The organism is Burkholderia sp. MSMB1589WGS (assembly GCF_001636105.1).
Lineage (GTDB): Bacteria > Pseudomonadota > Gammaproteobacteria > Burkholderiales > Burkholderiaceae > Burkholderia > Burkholderia humptydooensis.
On sequence record NZ_LNJT01000006.1, the window covers coordinates 451,292 to 470,576 of the forward strand.

Below are 19,285 nucleotides of genomic sequence, written 5' to 3' on the forward strand. Positions count from 1 at the left end.
TGCGGAAGGGTTATAAATGAACCTGCACCAATTTCGCTTCGTGCGCGAGGCCGTCCGGCAGAATTTCAACCTCACGGAAGCCGCGAAGGCGCTGTACACGTCGCAGCCCGGGGTGTCGAAAGCCATCATCGAGCTCGAGGACGAGCTCGGCGTCGAGATCTTCACGCGCCACGGCAAGCGCGTGCGCTCGCTGACCGAGCCGGGAAGGATCATTCTCGCGTCGGTCGAGCGGATTCTCCAGGAGGTCGAAAGCCTTAAAAGGGTCGGAAAAGATTACGCGGCGCAGGACCAGGGCAACCTGACGATCGCCGCGACGCACACGCAGGCCCGCTACTCGCTGCCCGCCGCGATCGCCGAGTTCAAGAAGCGCTTCCCGAAGGTGCATCTGTCGATCCTGCAAGGCAGCCCGACGCAGGTCGCCGAAATGGTGATCCACGATCAGGCTGACCTCGCGATCGCGACGGAGGCGATCGCCGACTATAAGGAGCTCGTGTCGCTGCCCTGCTTCCAGTGGCACCACGCGGCCGTCGTGCCGGCCGATCACCCGCTCCTCGAGCGCAAGCCGCTGTCGCTCGACGATCTCGCGCAATTCCCGCTCATCACGTACGACGACGCGTTCGCCGGCCGCAAGAAGATCAACCAGGCGTTCGCGCTGCATCGCCTCACGCCCGACATCGTGCTCGAGGCGATCGACGCGGACGTGATCAAGACCTACGTCGAGCTCGGGCTCGGCGTCGGCATCATGGCCGACATCGCGTTCAACCCGGAGCGCGACCGCAATCTGCGCGCGATTCCGGTCGGGCACCTGTTCGGCAGCAACGTGACGCGCGTCGCGCTCAAGCAGGGCGCGTATCTGCGCGGTTATATCTATACGCTCGTCGAGCTGCTGTCGCCGACGCTCAATCGCAAGCTCGTCGAGACCGCGCTCAAGGGCGAGGCCGAGACCTACGAGCTGTGACGCACGGCGCGCCGTTCCCGCGCGCCGCCTCGAACCGGCATGGAGACCTCCGGATGAAGCCATTCTGCCTGCTGCGCCGCGCGGCCGCCTGCGCCGCGGTCGCGCTCGCCTGCACTGCGGCGCGCGCCGATCTGACGGTTGGCGTCGACCTGTCGACGACCGGCCCCGCCGCGACGATCGGCCTGACGAGCAAGAACGCGATCCTGATGTGGCCGAACACGATCGCGGGACAGAAGCTGAACGTGATCGTGCTCGACGACGCGTCCGATCCGGGCCTCGCCGTGCGCAACATCCGCAGACTCGTGACGGAGGACAAGGTCGACGTCGTCGTCGGGCCAAACATCACGCCGGCGGCGCTCGCCGCGCTCGAACCCGTCGCCGCCGCGCAGACGCCGATGATCACGCTGATCGGCTCCGGCTCGATTGTCGAGCCGCAGCAGGGCAAGCGCGTATGGGCGTTCAAGATGGCGCAGAGCGACCGCGCGATGGCCGACGTGCTGACCCGCTACATGGCGAACCACGGCGTGAAGACGGTCGGCTTCATCGGCTTCGCGGACAGCTACGGCGATAGCTGGCTCGACGAGTTCACGCGCTTCGCGGCGCTGCGCAAGGTGAGGATCGTCGCGACCGAGCGCTACAACCGAACCGACGCGAGCGTGACGGGCCAGACGCTGAAACTGATCGCGGCGAAGCCGGACGCGATCCTGATCGCGGGCGCCGGTACGCCGACCGTGCTGCCGCAGCGCACGCTGATCGAGCGCGGCTACCGGGGGCCCATCTACCAGACGCACGGGATCGCGACGCCCGAGTTCCTGCGGCTCGGCGGCAAGGACGTCGAAGGCACGCTGTTCCCGACGCAGCCTGTCGTCGTTGCGCGCACGCTGCCCGCCGGCCATCCTGCGAAGCGTGCGGCGCTCGCGTTCGTCGACGCATACGAGACGAAATACGGACTCGATACGGTCACGCAGTTCGCGGGCGACGCGGCGGGCGTCTACCCGCGCCTCGCGGACGCGGCCGGCCGCGCGCTGAAGATCGCGCAGCCGGGCACGCCGGCGTTCCGCACGGCGCTGCGCGCGGAGCTCGAGCGCGCGCACGAGCTCATCGTGCCGAACGGCATCGTCAACACGAGCGCCGCCGACCACGTCGGGCTCGACCAGCGGGCGAGCGTGATGGGCATCGTGAAGCACGGCGCATTTGTCTATCTGAGTCAGTGAATGAGCCGGTGAACCGCCCTGTCGCGCCGTGGCGGCGGCGGATGCTTGCCCGTATGAGGGATTTCGGTGATAATTTGCGTTTTCGCCGCGCACAATCGCATGTGCGGCGCAGGTTGGCCCAGGTGGTGAAATTGGTAGACGCAGGGGACTCAAAATCCCCCGCCGCAAGGCGTGCCGGTTCGATTCCGGCCCTGGGCACCATCAACTATTCCTCGAAATTCCCGGCAAGTCGCAAAAACCTTGATAAATAAAGGCACGGAAGGGAATTTCGTTCCTAAAGAGTCCGGCTCGGTTCGTTGATAGCCGGGGGTACATCGGGGTACTTTTAGGGGTATGTCCTCACTTCGAGGCTCCACCGCAACGGAAATACCCCTGATGCGCTTGACCGATACGGCAATCCGGACTGCCAAGCCCGGGCCGAAGATTCAAAAACTCTACGACGGTAACGGCCTGTTCTTGCAAGTCATGCCGAGCGGCCAAAAATACTGGCGGCTCGCGGGCGCGCAATTTTGACCGTCCGATAGTTGATGCTCGCAATGCGGCCCGCATGCAGCCGCCCAACAGTTTAGGCATTCCGGAAAACAGTCAGACATCGACCGACATGACCTGTTGCGACGCAATGAGCAACGGCGGAACCGGGCACTTGCAAATGCACAGATCATCGCTCAGTGCCACGCGTCGGCCGTCCGGCCCCGTCATCGGAATTCGCGGACCGGAGCATTGAATTTTGCCGATCGTTTTACACACCGGGCAAAACACATCGTCGTTCTCGTGCGCGACGTGCCTGCCGTCGAGTGCGAAGGGTGTCGCCTTGGCTTGGACTGTTCCCGCGACCGTCGTATGATCGCCGTCGAAAATCAAGTATCTCGTCATGGTCAACGTGACCCGTCTTGTTTCTCACTCGGCGACCAGTGCCAGTTCGTCGTACCCCAAGAACTTCCTTCGATCACCGGCATGATTTCACCCACTTCGAAATAACGGCGGCTGCCAGCTTTGGCTGGCGTATGCCACCAACCAGCTTCGGGACACGGGTTGCCGCCTCGCACGCTTTGGCGAGCCGGTTCGCGATTCACGGGCGGCGGAACGATCGTCGGCGGCTCAGCGATGGGCGGTGCATCCGGCAAGTCAAAACGTGCTACCCATTTGCGCGCATTTTTCGTGTCTGCACTCGGCAGATCGGGAATGTAGGTATGCAGCGCATCAGGCTTCGGATCGCGCAGCACACGCAAGACACTGTTCACGAACACGTACGGCTCAGGCAAGCCCTCTTCAGGAGCGCCAAGGCGCGGGAAGTCGCCCGCGCGGATCATCAGACATGCATTCGCGCGCTCGATATGAATATCGGGACGGTCAAGCTTTTCCCGAATCGCTGCCTCGCCGCCTAAGCGCTCGATGAACAGTTCGCCTAGGATCGTGTACCAGTTTACGCTCTTGATGAAACCCCATCGCCCAACCTTGGCACCCGGATGTAAGCCGGTATAGAAAGCCGTCATTTCCTCTTTGGACTCACCCTCATAGGAAATCGGGCTGTAGTCCCTTGCCTGCAAGTGTGCGGTACTATCAATTTCCAATCCACTGAACCGTTCCGCAAGTGCCCATTCCTGCGGCATATAACGATGGTAACTGTAAGGCAGAATTGGTGCTAATCCGCCATACCCTCCGCGCACGACAAGCTTGTTACATACATATCGCAGGAACCCCTCATACTGCGCGATTCCGTCGTCAGTGGTTACCAAATCCATCGGCACATTGAACTTCAAATACGACAGGCCGGATTCTTGCCCTTTCTTTGCTGTCCATCCGCGCGGCGAAACATAATCGCGGATGCTCGCAGTCCCGGTTAATACTCCGATATCGTATTCCGCCGCCGCGTCTTGGTCGGTAGCGCTGGAAAGCACCACGCTCACTGCTAAATGTGACGGCATATCGATGATCGCGCGGCGAATTTTCTCAATGCCCTTTGCATTTCGTTTTGTGAATTTTCCCTCATCGGTGTCCTTGCCGCCCTTCAGATGCTCGCCGAACATTTCAGCGAAGCGGTCAAAGCAGTCAAGAATCGCCTGCCTCACCTCAGGCTGCGAGCCACTCTCAAAGAACACCGTACCGATGACACCCGGCAACACGCCCATCGAGTTGTCGGCAAGGCGCACGCTCAAATCTTCCTGATAGCGGGAAAGTGCTTGCAACGGCGTCAAGACAGGTTTCGAATCACTCAAAGTCATAATCGGATCGTCAATTGATCAGTCGCACATGAATGCAGTCAGCTTGCGGAGAGTGCCGCAACTGCACTCCCGCCCCCGACGACTACACCAAGGGTCGCAGCCAATGCAGCAGCGGCCTCTGCACCAGCCGCGATAATCGCACACAGAGCAGCAAATATCGCGATCAACTCAGGCAACAACAGGATCACGATTGCGACGCCGACGACAATGGCTACCGCTATCGCGGCTCCTTTCAGCAGCGTCACGCCGACCTGCGCCCAATCGATATGCGTGAGCACATCCCACGTCAAATCGGTCATGCGTACGATCGCTTCCCATCCGGCCTTGAGTTGCGCGGCCGTATAGCGGAATAGCTCGTGACCTTTCTCGTCCACCCATATCCAAGCGCTATGCGTCTTGTCGGCGACCCACTGACCGGCCGTAAACATCCATGCTGCGTGCTGATGCAGGAAAGCGCTTGTCTCAGCAGACAGGTAAGAATATCCACGTTGAACCGCATCCCAAACCGGAGCGACAGCATGTTCGACCTCTTCACCGAATTCATGCGCCTTTTGCCACCAGTCCTCATACCAGACGTGGTGCGGAACAGCGGGAACGCTGCGAATGGGGACGCGCTGACGCTCCTTCTCATCTTCGGTTTTCGGCGCGGGAATAGGGGCGGGCTTGGGGATTTTCTGCAGGTCCCCGTTGCAATCGGTCACATCGATCACGGTCATGCGATTTTTGAAGTCACCAGCAATCGCCTGATAGGCCAACTCCTGCGCTCTCCCCAAGGTATCGCCGGGAAACTTGACTTCCACGAGCCTTAGCAAGTTGTTGACATGACGATCACCTTCGCGATCGATCGTCCCACGACCGGGCCAGAGAATCGCTTCTGTTTCTACGATGATTACATCGGGACGCCGTAGTAGGCCGACGGTTGCTCCCGGCGGGAATGGATTCAGACTGCGGCGACGCTCCGAACCGTGAGGTCTTTCGTTACTCAAAAATGGGATCGGCGCTTCCACCCCTTCCGAAAGAACACTGGCTTCCATATCAAAGCTGACTTCCGCCTTGTACTTGGATAGCCACTTCCATTTTTCCTCTTCCTCGATAATCATCGGCACACTCATCGCGGCCTGCATGAGCAACCGATAAACGATCGATCCATCGCGCAACTTGACAGGCACGTATTTTGCCGTTTTCAGCGCAGTCTCGACCTTTTCTTGCAAATATCCCTTGGTTCCCGGTGGTAGATACGCGTACTCAGGTACACGCTCTTTGATCGTCTCGCACGCGCCCGCCGGTTGAAGTGATCCGCCCATTGTGTTCTCCAAGTATCGCCGGCGCTCACGCGCGCTCGTCGGGGTCAACCTTCAGGTAATCGGCCCAAATGTCAGGTTCCCCGCCGCCCGCATATTTCCACGGCTCGACATCCTGCTTTTCCTGCTCGAACGCCTTGAGGCTTACGCTTTGAGCGCTCGGCGTGAAAATCGGTGCTGTCTCGCCGAGGTCGTTCGTGTGTCCGAGCACGGTTCGCCCCGATGGCAGCTTCATTTCGTAGGCGTGTCGAATCATCGGCGTACCATCTGCCTCGTTTTTCAGGACGTATTGCGCCTGATACGACGGCTTGAACTGCGGCATCGTGTACGACTCACTGACCAGCCCCGCAAAGCTGAATGACGCGCCCTTGAAGTCAACGTTGCCCGGTGCGTGTATCGAGACGTTGCCGTCTTTGATGCGAATCGTCGCACCGCCGCAGTACAGGGCCAGTTCCTGATCGGCCGCGATTTCCATTCGTCCGGTCACCGACAGCAATTTCACAAGCTGCTGCGCGATCATTTCCAGATCGCCGTCCTGCGCCTGTATTTCGACCTTGCCTTTACCCGCGACGGCTTTGATGCCCTGATTTCGTGCGAACAGGCTCAAGTGATCAATCGCCGCGGCGTGCAACGATCCGCCCGCCGCGAGATACGAATCCTGACCGCTGATCCAGCTCGCCTGTTGGTCGGCGCTGGCATGTAGCGACTGATGCGTGGACAGGCCGATACCGGCCGGACTGCCGAGCAGAAGCAGCGGTGCAGCGAACGCATTCGCGTTACCCGTGCCGCCGCCCGCTGTACGTCCGCCAGTAGCTTCACCGGACGCGGATTGCTTCGTCGCATCGGTGAACGTCGTCAGCGCATCGATGCCGGGTTTCAAGCTCTCGACCTGATGTTGTTCGCTTGCATCCGAAATGCTGCCGAGCAGGTTTTTCGAACGCGTGAGCTGCTCGCGCGCTTCGTCCACGTCGAGTTGATCGCTGTCGCGCGACACGGGATGCGCGCTGATCGACACGCCCCGGCCACCGCGTACCGATGCGTAATGGTCGGCGTGCAGCAGCAACCCCGAACCGAGATATCGCCCGCGCGTGTTGCCGCTCTGTTGAATCAAATAGCCCTGCGCGATCGATGCGTAGCTGCTGCCGGTGTAGCTGACGAGCCGTGTACCGCTTTGATTCGTGGCGTCATCGTGGACGAACGAATTGAACGCGCCCGTACCGCCGAACCCCTGCGACTGAAAACCCGACAGCAGGACATTCGAATGCCACTGCGAAGGCGTCGTTCCGCCGTTGACGCGCCCTAAAATGAACGGCTTGTCGCAATCGTTTGCCCAATAGGCGACTAAAACCCATTCACCGGCCCGTGGCACGTGAACCGCTCCGTAGCCGTTCCCGGTATCGGCCTGCATGGTCGATAGCAGCGGCGACGAAGCAAACGTGCCATCCGGATTTTTGCGGTCCCACGCGAAATGCACGCGGACTTGATTTCGCTCGTTCGTCCACGCTTCCGATCCTTGCTGCGTCACGACGATCGCATGCTCGATGGTCATGTTCGGCTTGGGATGCGCGAGCGGGCTGCGATATTCAACGCTCGCTTCTTGTGCCTCAATCTCGATGACGAAAAATCCGGCCGTCCCGTCCTGCGGATGCTCCGGAGTCTTGAAGCGCGCCCCGTGTGCCGCCTGTTGCTCAGCCAACGTCGCGCGCAGACTGCGCGGATATTCCGTCGCCTGTCGACCGATCGACACGTTGTTTTCGATGAACCATCGCGCCTCGATGACGAGAAATTCCCGTTTCTTGGGATCGCTGTCGGGATGACGCGGATGGTTGTTCAGCGTGAAGCGCAATCCGGCATCCAGCCAGCGCAACCCACCGACGCCGAAATACCGGCGTGCGCGCGAATCCCACTCCTGTAAGCGCCGACGTGCGCGAGCCGCGCCGCTGTCCGAATCGGGGTAGCCGTACGCTGTCGGCTCGTAGATCGTCATCGGAGCGTGTGGAATGCCGTGCGCTTCCCTGTGTCGCCCGTCGTCCTCTACATAGGTCGTAGATTGCAAAGCGCTGTCTACTTCAAACTGCGAGGTCGGACGCTTGTAATCGAACGCGCGCGACATGTAGCGCAGACTTTGCATCGTCTGCGTGACCGCCCATTGTGTGAACCCGTCCGCTTCGTGATCGGTGTTGCCGCGATAGTATTCGGCCGGTTTCGCTTCCGGCAGCGACGACACGCGATCCAGAATGATGAGCGTTGTTTTTGGCGGCTCACCGTCTTTCGTCTGTTCGTGAACCCAATAGAAATACCAACTCTCATCTTCGAGAAGGCGGTGTACGAAATGAAGATCGGATTCGCTCTGACGGCACCATGAGCGCACGGCAGGTTCGCGCGTCAGATTGAAGCGGAACCGCCCCTGAAGCTGCGGATACCGGTTGAAAATTTCCGAAATAATTTCGCGCGCGTCTTTTTCGAGCCAGCCTTCGTCGTTGTGAGTCTTTTGTTCAGGAAAATCAGGGCGGAGGAAAATTCGAGTTGAAACGTTGACACACTACCGTCGCCACCCAAGTAGCCGACCTGATGCACGAAGCCATGCACGGGGCGATAGATGAAGTCGGCGTAGAGTGCCGTCCGCTGCTGAATCCACAGAGTGACAGGCTGATGCATCAGCGACAACAGCGCCGTATCGTCGCGCAGCGACGCGACATCGACCGTCCAATGGTAGTCACCGCCGATCCCTGACGATCCGCGCTCCCGCAACGGGGTCAACGCGTTCTTGCCGAGCGGTGTATCCAGCATCAACAGCCGGTCGTGCTGCAACAAGCCGCGATGGACGGCTTCGTACAGGTCGCGATTCTTCAAATCCCCGGGCACGGGTGGTCTGAGTACCATTTCTTGTCGTCCTTCTCTCAGGTTCGACTACCGTCAGAGAAGCGACACAGCGACGGTCAGCCAACGGCGACGAAAGGTCGTTCTCGCGCGATTTTAGCTTATGTCAGATGAATGCAGCCTGAAGCAACGAGCGTTTAACAATCGTTTACGTGCCTTACGTGCCGCCGCCACCGAGAAGCCGCACCGGGTCTACTTTCAGCACTGATGCGAGCACCGCCAGATCATCAAGCGATAGATTGGCGACGCCGCGATCCAACCTACCACGACCTGAAATCCGACTGTCACGCGCGCTGTCGTAAAGCCGGACGGCTTGTAGATCGGCGTACCGGCGAAACGAGTCGCGATACTGCCCTTGGCGCCGACCACAGCACCGGCCAATTGCGTATCCACCAATGCCACACACGGCCACCGTGGGAAGTCGTGTCACCTTCCCGGATGAGCGATAACCCATGCCGAATCCACCGTGGAAAATCCGCGAGGACTGCGGCACGTGCCGAATAGGGGAAACTACCCTGCCGAAGTTACCGGGTAAACAAAGCAAAGCTCGGCGCGCACACATTGGCGGGCGGCGCGGGCGATCTTTCGCGCAGCCTGTACCAGTCCGGGAGCGTCCCATACCCTGGACAAGCTCAAGCCCGACGCGGATTTCGGGCGCTTGTTACTGATGTCGCCAGCGTTCTTGCTTTCGGCAGCGCGCACTGCCGAACGACGTCCATCGAAAACGCGCGGGGTACGATTGGGGCAGGACAACGCCCTTCGGCAATCAAATTAATTTTCCGCCACATAAAGCTCTGTCCGAAATTTGGCGTGTGCGGCCATGCGCGCCAGCAGACATCGAAGCATCGCGCCACTACCGCCTACGCTCGCTGCGGCATCGTCCGACGGACATGCCCCGCACCGCCGGCCGCGGCAATCGAGCCCCGCCTTGACACTATCAACGCGGAGCTTTTTCATTTGCGCCCGCCACGGCCCGCCATGCCATGGCGCGGTGCGGACCGCCAGTCGGCCATGCCGTGCGGCGCACACTCCTGCCCAATCAAGGTGGCGACGAACATCGGACGCCGCTCGCCTGGCCGCCGGCAGCCCCAACCTGCGTCCCGCCTAAAGAAACCGCCCGTCCGCTCGCCAAAAATTTCGCCACATGCAAACTTCCGGAAATGATTCAGTGGGAATTGTTACAATCCACATCCAAATGTATGAAGAATGCAATAGATGCAAGGCATTGTTTTTATCTCTTCAAAACGCGTTGTCGCTCGAGAACGTGCTGCTGGGATTGGGTGCGCTTGTCGTGGTCGGCGGCCTCGCGTATGCGATCCGATCGATCCGGCTCTTCATGAAAATCGGCAACGACGAGTGAGTCTTCGCTAACCGGCGATCCCCGTTCGTGCCGACCGGCGCGACACGTTCGCCAATCCGCCCTCCGTGTCGCGCGCATCCGTCGCCGGCGGACACCACCCGCCCGTCACGTATCGATCTCATCCTCCCGGTCGTCCGCCGCCGCTACTGCGCGTCGTCGCGCACGCCCTCGTCGTTGCTCACGACGACGAGCACCTCCGCCTGCGTCGCGCCGACGCTGCGCATCCGGTGCGGAATCAGCGCATTGAAATAAACCGAATCACCCGTCTTCAGCTTGATCGTCTCGTTCGGGAACGCGATCTCGACACGCCCCTTGTGGACGAACAGCATCTCCTCCCCTTCGTGCTCGCGAAACGCCGAGCTCACGTAATCGCGCGGCGGATACACGATGAACGGCAACAGCCTCTTCGGCGCGACGCCCGCCGCGATGCTCTCGTACGTGCGCGCGCGCACGCTCGATGCGCTGCCCATCGACGTGCGCTCCGACGCCCGCGTGACCGTGATCAGCTCGCGATCCCGGCTCTCCGAGAACAACTGCTCGACGTCGACCTGCAGCGCCTTCGACAGCTTCAGCGCGACCGCGATCGACGGCACGCTGAGGCCGCGCTCGACCTTCGACAAATAGCTCTTCGTGAGGCCGGTCGCTTCGGCCAGCACGTCGAGCGTCCATCCTTTCTGCTTTCTCAGCAGCTTCAGACGAATCGTCATGACGGCAAATGTCTTTTGAAAAACTGATTGTATCGCATGACACTTTGTGTCCTATAATCTACTTCGTGTTCTTGATGCGTCGCGACGACGCGTCAGGAACACGGCATATTCGTTCACATCCTGGAGGTGGTATGGTCGACACATTGAAGATGGGCAAGGCCGATCTCGTCGCGCTCGCGCAGCGGCGGCTCGACAACGAAATCAAGGATAGCGGGTGGACCGCGCGCGAGAAGCTTGCGCTCACGTGCCGGATCCTGTTCGACGACGGGCACGACTGCGGCCTCGCCGGACAGATCACGTGCCGCGCGGATACGCCGCACACGTACTACACGCAGCGCCTCGGGCTCGGTTTCGACGAGATCACCGAATCGAATCTGCTGCAGGTCGATCAGGATCTCGAAGTGATCGGCGGCGAAGGCATTCCGAATCCCGCCAACCGCTTTCACACGTGGATCTATCGCGCGCGCCCCGACGTCAACTGCATCATCCACACGCATCCGGCGCACGTCGCCGCGCTGTCGATGCTAGAGACGCCGCTCGTCGTGTCGCACATGGACACCTGTCCGCTCTACGACGATTGCGCGTTCCTGAAGGATTGGCCAGGCGTGCCCGTCGGCAACGAGGAAGGCGAGATCATCTCGAACGCGCTTGGCGACAAGCGCGCGATCCTGCTGTCGCATCATGGCCAGCTCGTCGTCGGCAAAACGATCGAGGAGGCGTGCATGCTCGCGATCCTGATCGAGCGCGCAGCGCGGCTGCAACTGCTGGCGATGGCGGCCGGCGCGATCGAGCCGATCCCGCCCGCGCTCGCGACCGACGCACACGACTGGATCTCGACGCCGAAGCGCGACGCCGTGACGTTCGCGTACTACGCGCGGCGCGCGCTGCGCCATCACCCCGACTGCCTCGGCTGATCCGCCGAATTGCCCGCGCGTCGAATCGATAGCGAACCGACGACGACCCGACGACCTCGAACACTCCGGAGCCCCCGACTCATGTCCAACCCATTGCAAGGCATCATCGCCTACCCCGTCACCCCCTTCTCGCCCGACGGCCAGGTCGACACGACCGCCCTCGGCGCGCTCGTCGAACGCCTGATCGCAAGCGGCGTGCACGGCATCGCGCCGCTCGGCAGCACAGGCGAGAGCGCCTATCTGTCCGACGCCGAATGGGAAGCCGCCGCGTCGGCCTCGATTCGCGCCGTCGACCGCCGCGTGCCGGCCGTCGTCGGCATCTCCGATCTCACCACCGCGAACGCGGTGCGCCGCGCGAAGTTCGCCGAGCAGGCAGGCGCTGACGCGGTCATGGTGCTGCCCGTGTCGTACTGGAAGCTGGACGACGAAGCGATCGTCGGCCACTATCGCGCGATCGGCGACGCGATCGGCATCCCGATCATGCTGTACAACAACCCGGCGACGAGCGGCATCGACATGTCGCCCGAGCTGATCGCACGCATCTTCCGCACGGTCGACAACGTGACGATGGTCAAGGAGAGCACGGGCGACATCAAGCGCATGCACCGGCTCGCGCAACTGGGCGACGGCGCGATCCCGTTCTACAACGGCAGCAATCCGATGGCGCTCGCCGCGCTCGCGGCGGGCGCGGCCGGCTGGTGCACCGCCGCGCCGAACCTGAATGCGCGCCTGCCGCTCGCGCTGTACGAAGCGATGCGCGCGGGCGATCTCGGCACGGCCCGCGCCGTCTTCCACCGGCAACTGCCGCTCTTGCAGTTCATCGTCGCGGGCGGGCTGCCCGTCACGGTGAAGGCGGGGCTGCGGCTTGCGGGCTTCGATGCGGGCGAGCCGCGCAAGCCGCTGCGCCCGCTCGGCGAAGAGCGCACGCGCGAGCTCGCCGCGATTCTCGACGCGCTGCGCGACGCTGCTCACGCGTGAACGGAACGGCGCGCATGCATTCGATGAACGCGAAACTCGATGCGCTGCTGATCGGCGCGATACGGCCGCTCGCGGATACGGCGCACGCGAGCGCGATCGGCAAGCAACCGGTGCACGAGCGCCTGTGGCTCGCGCGCACCGGCTTCGCCGGCGACGAACAGGCCGACCGCAAGCATCACGGCGGCCCGGACAAGGCGGTCCATCACTATGCGTTCGACCACTATGCGCTATGGGCGGCCGAGATCGGCCCGCGCGACGTGCTCGCGCGGCCGGGCGCATTCGGCGAGAACCTGTCGACGCGCGGCATCGCCGAGCGCGACGTGTGCATCGGCGACGTCTTCACGCTCGGCGGCGCGACGCTGCAGGTCTCGCAGTCCCGGCAGCCGTGCTGGAAGCTCAATGCACGCTTCGGATTCCGGAAGATGTCCGCGCGCGTCCAGCAGAGCGGACGGACCGGCTGGTACTACCGCGTGCTCGACGAGGGCTGGGTCGAGCCCGGCGGCGAACTCGCGCTGCGCGAGCGGCCGCATCCGGAATGGCCGCTGTCGAGCGTGCTCGATGTGCTGTACCGGCGCACGCTCGATGCCGGCGCGCTCGAAGCGCTGTCGCGCATCGACGCGCTGCCACTGTCATGGCGCCAACTGTTCGAGCGGCGGCTGAAGGCCGGCGCGGTCGAGGACTGGACGAAGCGGCTCGACGGATGACATGAGCGCGCAACGGGCGGCGAGGACCGGCGCCCGCCGCCCTGTCGCGCTCACGCGCCGGCGCAGAACGCGACGATCGCATCGGCGACGCGCGCCGCCGCCTCGCGTTGCGGAAAGTGACCGACGCCATCGAGTACGACGCGCTCGTAGCGTCCGGCGAAGAACCGCTCGCGCGATGCGGAGCTGTCCGGATGGTTGCAGGTGTCCGCGCCGCCGTGCAGCACGAGCGTCGGCACGGACAGAACGGGCGCGGGATTCAGACGCGCTTCGTCGTGCGCATACGCGGCACAACCGTTCGCGAAGCCCCAGCGGTGCCGGTACGAATGCAGCACGACGTCTGCCCAGTCGGGCCCATCGAACGCGTCGGCCGCTTCGTCGAAGTCCTCCGGCGCATACCAGCCGGCCGGCGCCCACGTGTCCCACATCGTCCTCGCGAACGCGCGGCGATCGTCGCGCACCGCTCGCTCGCCGCGCGACGTCGCCATGAACCAGTGATACCAGTAACGGCGCGCCTGCTGCAGCGACAGCGGCTGATTCGGGTCGTTCGTGCCGTAGCCGACCGACAGCATCACGAGATGCGACGCCGCCCGCTCACGCAACCCGCACGCGTTCGCGGCGGCGCGCGCACCCCAGTCATGTCCGACGAGCACCGGGCGTTCGAGCCCCAGCGCGTCGGCGAAATCGAGCAGATCGCGCCCGAGCGCCGCGAGTTGCCCGCTGCGCGGCGTCGCCGCGTCGCGAAAGCGGGTTGGCGCAAAACCGCGCAGCGCGGGCGCAAGCACGCGATAGCCGGCGTCGGCGAGCACGGGCGCGGCCGCTTTCCAGCACGCCGGGCTGTCCGGCCAGCCGTGCAGCAGCACGGCCGTGCGCGCGCCGTCCGGATTCCATTCGAGATACGCGACGTCCAGCAGCGGGGTCGTCGCAAACAGATAGTCGGGCATCGGGGTCTCCGCCGGTTATCAGGTCGGTGATGTCGATCGTAGCCCGGGCTCTCGTCACGATTCTCAAAGAATCATCATCTATTATTCGAATATCTCGTTGAATCGGTGATCCGCATGAATGCGCCGTCGGACTCGGCAGCGATGTCGCTCGACATCGTGCTGCTGCGCACCTTTCTCGAAGTCGCCGACAGCCGCGGCTTCGCGCCCGCGGCCGAGCGGCTCGCGCTCACGCCGTCGGCCGTCAGCGGGCACATCAAGCGGCTCGAGCAGGCGACGGGCGCCGTGCTGCTCGCCCGCACGACGCGGCGAGTTGAGCTCACGCCCGCGGGCGAGACGCTCTATGCATATGCACGCAACATCGTCGAGATGGAGCGCGAAGCGCGTGCGCGGCTGCGCGGCTCGCCGCTGCACGGCCGGCTGCGCGTAGGCGCGTCGGAGGATTTCGCCGGCGCGTGGCTGCCGCAGGTGCTGCACGCGTTCGGCCGACTGCATCCGCGCGCGACGATCGAGCTGAAGGTCGGCATCACCGCGGATCTGCTGCGGCACCAGGCGTCGGGCCGCCTCGACGTCGTGCTCGGCAAGCATTGCCGCCGCATCGACGACAACGCCGGCGAACTGCTGTGGGAAGAGCCGCTCGTATGGGCGTTCGCATCCGGCGCCGCGCTCGACGCAAACGACGCGCTGCCGCTCGCGCTCTTTCCCGAGCCTTGCGTGTACCGCGAAGCGGCGCTCGCCGCGCTGAGCGACGCGCTGCGGCCATTTCGGATCGCGTTCGAAAGCGGCAGCATGGCGGGCTGCGTGGCGGCCGCGCTCGCGGGATTCGCCGTCACCGTCGTCGCGCGCAGCCAGTTGCGCGACGGCCTGCGCGAATGCGGGCCGAACGACGCACTGCCCGCGCTGCCCGCCGCGCGCTTCTACGCGTTCTCGCATCGACCGACGCCCGCCAGCAACGCGCTGATCGACGCGGTGCGCGAAACCGGACGCCGCCGCCGTTTCGCACCGGCGCATTAACGCGCCGGCGCAAACGAACGCGCGCTCGTTCGAGACGTTCGTCTCACAATGAATCGCCAATACGCGGCAGCCGAAGCGAGATAAACGGTCGACGATGAATCGACGAGAATCGATGAACGCGGGCATAAGAAAATCCCGCGAGTTCGAAAACAAGTCGCGGATATACTAGGATTCATCCATTCAAAATCTCGTCAAAACGTCCATGCGCGAGGTCAATCGTTTCTCCGAGATGGCCGTGTTCGTTCAGGTGATCGAGTCGTGCGGATTCTCTGCGGCGGGACGACGGCTCGACATGACGCCATCGGCGATCAGCAAGTTCGTTCAACGGCTCGAGACGCGGCTCGGCGTGCGCCTTTTGAATCGCACGACGCGCAAGCTGCAGCTCACGCCCGAAGGCGCCGCGTTCTACGAGCGCTGCGTGCGCATCCTCGAAGACATCGCCGACGCCGAGCGCGAGGCGATGCACGGCGCGATTCCGCAGGGGCGCGTGCGGATCAATTCGCACGTGCCGTTCGGCAAGCATCATCTGATGCCGCTCTTGCCCGAGTTCCAGCGCCGCTATCCGGACATCACGCTCGACATCGTGCTGTCGGACGCGGCCGTCGATCCGCTCGACAACCGCAGCGACATCGCGATCCGCTCCGGCGCACTCGACGATTCGCGGCTCGTGATGCGCAGGCTCGGCGGCAGCCGGATGGTCGTCGTCGGCTCGCCCGCGTATTTCGAGCGCAACGGCGTGCCGGCGACGCCCGACGATCTCGATCGCCACAACTGCATCGGCCTCAGCGGCAACGCGAAGGCATGGCCGTTCGTCGCGGCGGAAGGCCAGCGCCTGCTGCCGTCGGGCGGCCACCTGCTGCTCGGCGACAACGAAAGCATCCGCGAAGCGGCCGTCTCCGGGCTCGGGCTCGCGCGGCTCGCGCGCTTTCACGTCGACGCGGACCTCGACGCGGGACGCCTCGTGCCGGTGCTCGAGGCATTCAATCCGGGCGACGAAGAAGAGATCAACGCGGTGTTCGTCGGGCCGAGCGAGCATCTGCCAATGCGCGTGCACGCGCTGCTCGATTTCCTGAAAGAGCGGATACGGATCGGGCCGCGCGCCGCCGGCGATCGCGGCGAGGCGCCGACGCTCGGCGCGCGCGCCGTCGTCACGCGGCTGCGCTGAGCGCGCCGCCGACGATGCGCTTCGGCGTGCCGTCGCGCGCACGAGCGGGTGCGTGCATATGCATATGTGCGTGCATCGTGCACGCGTGCTCGATGCGCTTTCAGCGGCTAGCCGCGTTTGACTCCGTCCGGAAGCGGGAAAACGGCGAAACGCGCGCCGAACGCCGGCGGACACATTCGCGGCTTCCGCGCAACCGGCGCGGCGACGAACGATCTCGAATAGCGAATCGACGAGATGTGGATTCGTCGAACGCTGCCGCGCATCGGAACACCGCGGCGGCCCCTCGCCCGGCGCCTATTTCACGGTGAACGTATAGCGGCCCTGCGTGCGGTGGCCGTCGGTTGCAACCGCCACCCATTTGACCGTATACGCGCCGGCCTGCAGCGGCTTGAGCGCGACCGACATGCGCTTGCGATCGTTCGCGTCGACGACCGCCTTCGCGGCCTGGGCCGGCGCGCCGGCTGCGTCGACGACGACGATCGAGCTGAACGCGGGCTCGAGCGTCTCGGTGAAGTCGATCGACACGGCCTGCGGCGCCGCGACCGCGGCATTCGCGGGCGGATCGGTCTTCTCGGGTTTCGCGTGCGCGAATGCGGCGCCCGACAGCGCGAGTGCGAGCGCGGCGGCGAGGCCGCGCCGCGCGACGGAAGTGATCGTCATGGTCATCGTTACCTTCGTTTGAACGAGGAATGGCGGTCGCGAGCGCGACCGCGGGGCCTCGAGCTTACCAGCCCACGCGCGCTTGCGCCCGAGCGCGCCGCGACCGTTCTCCCGATCCGCGTTTGATGCGCTTGGTACAATGCGCGCGCCATGGATCTCGAAAGCATTCTGTTCACCCAAGGCTTCGGGTCGCGCCGCCAGTGCCGCGCGCTCGTCGAAGCGGGACGCGTCGCCGCCGGCGGCGCGACGTGCACCGACGCGCACGCGTCGTTCGACACCACGCAGCTCGTGTTCGAAGTCGACGGCGTCGCTTGGCCGTACCGCGCGCGCGCGTACGTCGTGCTCAACAAGCCGGCGGGCTACGAGTGCTCGCGCGAGCCGCAGCATCATGCGAGCGTGTTCAGCCTGCTGCCGCCGCAGTTCGCCGAACGCGGCGTCCAGTGCGTCGGCCGCCTCGACCAGGACACGACGGGCCTGCTGCTCCTGTCCGACGACGGCCAGTTCGTCCATGCGTACACGTCACCGAAGCGCAAGACGCCGAAGACCTACGTCGCGACGGTGCGCCACCCGCTCGACGACGCGCAGCTCGACACGCTGCGCGCGGGCGTGCTGCTGCACGGCGAGCCGAAGCCGGTCGCGGCGCTCGCCGCCGTCGCCCGAGGAGAACGACTCCTCGAAATAACGATCGCCGAAGGGAAATACCACCAGGTGAAGCGGATGGTCGCCGCCGCGAGCAACCGCGTCGACGCGTTGCATCGCTCGCGCATCGGCGGCTTCGCGTTGCCCGGGGATCTCGCCGAAGGCGCATGGCGCTGGCTCGACGAGCACGATCTCGCCGCATTGCGCGGCACGGCGAAAACCCTGTCAGGGTAAGCCCGAACGGCCGCCGCCCGGCGGCCCGAGCCATGCCGCAGCGCGGCATGGCAGTGTCATCAAGCCCCGCTATACTCGAAACAAACCACAATACGTTCCAGGTTTGGGGGGACATCATGACCATCGACAATCCGATCGAAATATCGTCCGTGATACTGGCGTTCGCGGCGCTCGGCGCGATCATCATCGGCGGGCTGCTCACCGCGATGCATCTGAAGCGCAAATATCATCCGAATCTGATTGGCGCGCTGATCGGCGCGCTGCTGTGCTTCCTGCTGATCGAGGCGTTGCCGGCAATCACTTGACCGGGCGCGGCGCGGGCACGGTGCGCAGAAAGTCGTCGACAGTCGGATAACGCAGCGCGATGCGCAATTCGCGCTTCATTCTCGCGTTCGCGAGCCGCCGCGACTCGCGCATGAACGACAGCAGCATCGGCTCGAGCTGCCGCTCCGCTTCGGCGCGCGCGATGCGTGGCGGGCTGCGCATGCCGAACGCGCGCGCGATCCGCTCGAAGTAGTCCCCCATCTTCAGCTCGGTATCGTCGCTCGCATGGACGACCCGCGCGGGCTTGCCGCGCGCGGCGGCGCGCAACAGAATCGACGCGAGATCGTCGGCATGAATATGGTTCGTATAGACGTCGTCGGCCTCGGCGAGGGCCGGCGTGCCCTTCTCGAGCCGCGCGAGCGGCAGCCGGTTCGCCGCGTAGATGCCGGGGATCCGCACGATGCGCGCGGACAGCGCACCGCGCGCGGTCGCGCGGCGAAGCTGACGCTCGGCCGACACGCGCCGCTGCGCGCGCGGATTCGCGGGCCGCACCGGCCGCGTTTCGTCAACCCGCGCGCCGCCGCAATCGCCGTAGACGCCGCTCGTGCTCGCGTAGACGACGACGGGACGCGACGGGGCGTCGGGTACAATAGCCGATGCCCGAAAAGGCGGCCGAGCCGATCTGGCAGCGGCCCGCCCGGCGCGCAGCCTGCCGTATGCCGGCGCGAACTGACGCGACGGCCGCCGTGGCGACGCGAGCGCGGCGACGAGCGCCTGCGTTCGGCGATCGACGTCGCCCGTGGCCTGCGGCGGCGCGAGATGCAGCACGACGTGCGCGACGCGCGCGATCCGCTCGAGCGTCGCGCGCGCGTCCAGATCGCCGACGACGGGCACGACGCCCGCCGCCCGAAGTTCGGCGCAGCGCGAGCGCCGGCTCGTCAGCGCGACGACGCGCAGGTTCTCGCGCCGCGCGCGCAGTTGCGCGGCGCAGCGCAGGCCGACGTCGCCGCAGCCGACGATCAATACGCGCGGCCGGCGCAGGATTCGTGTCGCAATCATGGTGTATCGGTTGATCCGCAGGAATGCATTGTAGCTGCCGTGCACGCCTTGCACGGTCCCCACTTTTTGTTCTC

17 protein-coding genes, 1 tRNA gene and 3 pseudogenes are annotated in these 19,285 nt (G+C 64.3%); 12 read left to right on the plus strand and 9 right to left on the minus strand.

The window, feature by feature from the left end:
- The first annotated feature begins 16 nt into the window (after positions 1-16).
- The 4 genes and pseudogenes from WT16_RS04415 to WT16_RS30205 form a co-directional block, all read left to right on the plus strand.
- A complete protein-coding gene (locus WT16_RS04415; RefSeq protein WP_006024855.1) occupies positions 17-958 on the plus strand; it encodes a CysB family HTH-type transcriptional regulator in 942 nt (313 codons plus the stop codon).
- A gap of 53 nt (positions 959-1,011) precedes the next feature.
- Positions 1,012-2,172, plus strand: coding sequence for an ABC transporter substrate-binding protein (locus WT16_RS04420; protein ID WP_063532782.1), 1,161 nt, complete (start codon positions 1,012-1,014; stop codon positions 2,170-2,172).
- A 116-nt stretch (positions 2,173-2,288) separates the two neighbouring features.
- Positions 2,289-2,373 (plus strand) — tRNA-Leu (locus tag WT16_RS04425).
- Between the two features lie 174 nt (positions 2,374-2,547).
- Positions 2,548-2,667, plus strand: a pseudogene (locus WT16_RS30205) (Arm DNA-binding domain-containing protein); the annotation flags it as partial.
- Positions 2,668-2,757: 90 nt separating this feature from the next.
- On the opposite strand, the gene WT16_RS04430 reads toward WT16_RS30205, so the two are convergent.
- The 5 genes and pseudogenes from WT16_RS04430 to WT16_RS30215 form a co-directional block, all read right to left on the minus strand.
- Positions 2,758-3,045: a PAAR domain-containing protein gene (locus WT16_RS04430; RefSeq protein ID WP_009911534.1), complete on the minus strand. Its 288-nt coding sequence runs from the start codon at positions 3,043-3,045 to the stop codon at positions 2,758-2,760.
- Positions 3,046-3,047: 2 nt separating this feature from the next.
- Positions 3,048-4,394, minus strand: a complete 1,347-nt coding sequence (locus tag WT16_RS30210; RefSeq protein WP_082874694.1) for a type VI immunity family protein — start codon at positions 4,392-4,394, stop codon at positions 3,048-3,050.
- Positions 4,395-4,432: 38 nt separating this feature from the next.
- Positions 4,433-5,698, minus strand: coding sequence for a VRR-NUC domain-containing protein (locus WT16_RS04440; protein WP_063533054.1), 1,266 nt, complete (start codon positions 5,696-5,698; stop codon positions 4,433-4,435).
- Positions 5,699-5,723: 25 nt separating this feature from the next.
- Positions 5,724-8,578, minus strand: a pseudogene (locus WT16_RS04445) (type VI secretion system Vgr family protein).
- Positions 8,579-8,773: 195 nt separating this feature from the next.
- Positions 8,774-8,977: pseudogene (locus tag WT16_RS30215) on the minus strand (hypothetical protein); the annotation flags it as partial.
- 823 nt (positions 8,978-9,800) lie between these two features.
- Between WT16_RS30215 and WT16_RS35355 the strand changes: the two are divergent.
- Positions 9,801-9,935 (plus strand): hypothetical protein, encoded by a 135-nt coding sequence (locus tag WT16_RS35355; RefSeq protein ID WP_269447540.1) that lies wholly within the window; start codon positions 9,801-9,803, stop codon positions 9,933-9,935.
- A 143-nt stretch (positions 9,936-10,078) separates the two neighbouring features.
- On the opposite strand, the gene WT16_RS04450 is transcribed toward WT16_RS35355, so the two are convergent.
- Positions 10,079-10,642: an XRE family transcriptional regulator gene (locus WT16_RS04450; RefSeq protein ID WP_063532784.1), complete on the minus strand. Its 564-nt coding sequence runs from the start codon at positions 10,640-10,642 to the stop codon at positions 10,079-10,081.
- A gap of 131 nt (positions 10,643-10,773) precedes the next feature.
- Between WT16_RS04450 and WT16_RS04455 the strand changes: the two genes are divergently transcribed.
- From WT16_RS04455 to WT16_RS04465, 3 genes are all read left to right on the plus strand, one after another.
- Positions 10,774-11,556, plus strand: coding sequence for an aldolase (locus WT16_RS04455; protein ID WP_063532785.1), 783 nt, complete (start codon positions 10,774-10,776; stop codon positions 11,554-11,556).
- Positions 11,557-11,637: 81 nt separating this feature from the next.
- Positions 11,638-12,534, plus strand: a complete 897-nt coding sequence (locus tag WT16_RS04460; protein WP_009911529.1) for a dihydrodipicolinate synthase family protein — start codon at positions 11,638-11,640, stop codon at positions 12,532-12,534.
- Between the two features lie 14 nt (positions 12,535-12,548).
- On the plus strand, positions 12,549-13,238 hold the full coding sequence (locus WT16_RS04465; RefSeq protein WP_063533055.1) for an MOSC domain-containing protein: 690 nt from the start codon (positions 12,549-12,551) through the stop codon (positions 13,236-13,238).
- A 50-nt stretch (positions 13,239-13,288) separates the two neighbouring features.
- On the opposite strand, the gene WT16_RS04470 is transcribed toward WT16_RS04465, so the two are convergent.
- Positions 13,289-14,179: an alpha/beta hydrolase gene (locus tag WT16_RS04470; protein WP_063532786.1), complete on the minus strand. Its 891-nt coding sequence runs from the start codon at positions 14,177-14,179 to the stop codon at positions 13,289-13,291.
- A gap of 114 nt (positions 14,180-14,293) precedes the next feature.
- Between WT16_RS04470 and WT16_RS04475 the strand changes: the two genes are divergently transcribed.
- Together WT16_RS04475 and WT16_RS04480 are read left to right on the plus strand one after the other, a co-directional pair.
- Positions 14,294-15,190, plus strand: coding sequence for a LysR substrate-binding domain-containing protein (locus WT16_RS04475; protein ID WP_063532787.1), 897 nt, complete (start codon positions 14,294-14,296; stop codon positions 15,188-15,190).
- Positions 15,191-15,392: 202 nt separating this feature from the next.
- Positions 15,393-16,355: a LysR family transcriptional regulator gene (locus WT16_RS04480; RefSeq protein ID WP_006024844.1), complete on the plus strand. Its 963-nt coding sequence runs from the start codon at positions 15,393-15,395 to the stop codon at positions 16,353-16,355.
- Positions 16,356-16,649: 294 nt separating this feature from the next.
- On the opposite strand, the gene copC is transcribed toward WT16_RS04480, so the two are convergent.
- Positions 16,650-17,021: a copper homeostasis periplasmic binding protein CopC gene (copC, locus tag WT16_RS04485; RefSeq protein WP_006024842.1), complete on the minus strand. Its 372-nt coding sequence runs from the start codon at positions 17,019-17,021 to the stop codon at positions 16,650-16,652.
- 144 nt (positions 17,022-17,165) lie between these two features.
- On the opposite strand from copC, the gene WT16_RS04490 reads away from it, so the two are divergent.
- Together WT16_RS04490 and WT16_RS04495 are read left to right on the plus strand one after the other, a co-directional pair.
- Positions 17,166-17,888 (plus strand): 16S rRNA pseudouridine(516) synthase, encoded by a 723-nt coding sequence (locus WT16_RS04490; RefSeq protein WP_059932090.1) that lies wholly within the window; start codon positions 17,166-17,168, stop codon positions 17,886-17,888.
- Positions 17,889-18,004: 116 nt separating this feature from the next.
- A complete protein-coding gene (locus WT16_RS04495; RefSeq protein ID WP_006024840.1) occupies positions 18,005-18,193 on the plus strand; it encodes a hypothetical protein in 189 nt (62 codons plus the stop codon).
- On the opposite strand, the gene WT16_RS04500 is transcribed toward WT16_RS04495, so the two are convergent.
- Positions 18,186-19,265: an NAD-dependent epimerase/dehydratase family protein gene (locus WT16_RS04500; RefSeq protein ID WP_063533056.1), complete on the minus strand. Its 1,080-nt coding sequence runs from the start codon at positions 19,263-19,265 to the stop codon at positions 18,186-18,188. The two genes, WT16_RS04495 and WT16_RS04500, sit on opposite strands and share 8 nt — an antisense overlap.
- Positions 19,266-19,285 lie beyond the last annotated feature (20 nt).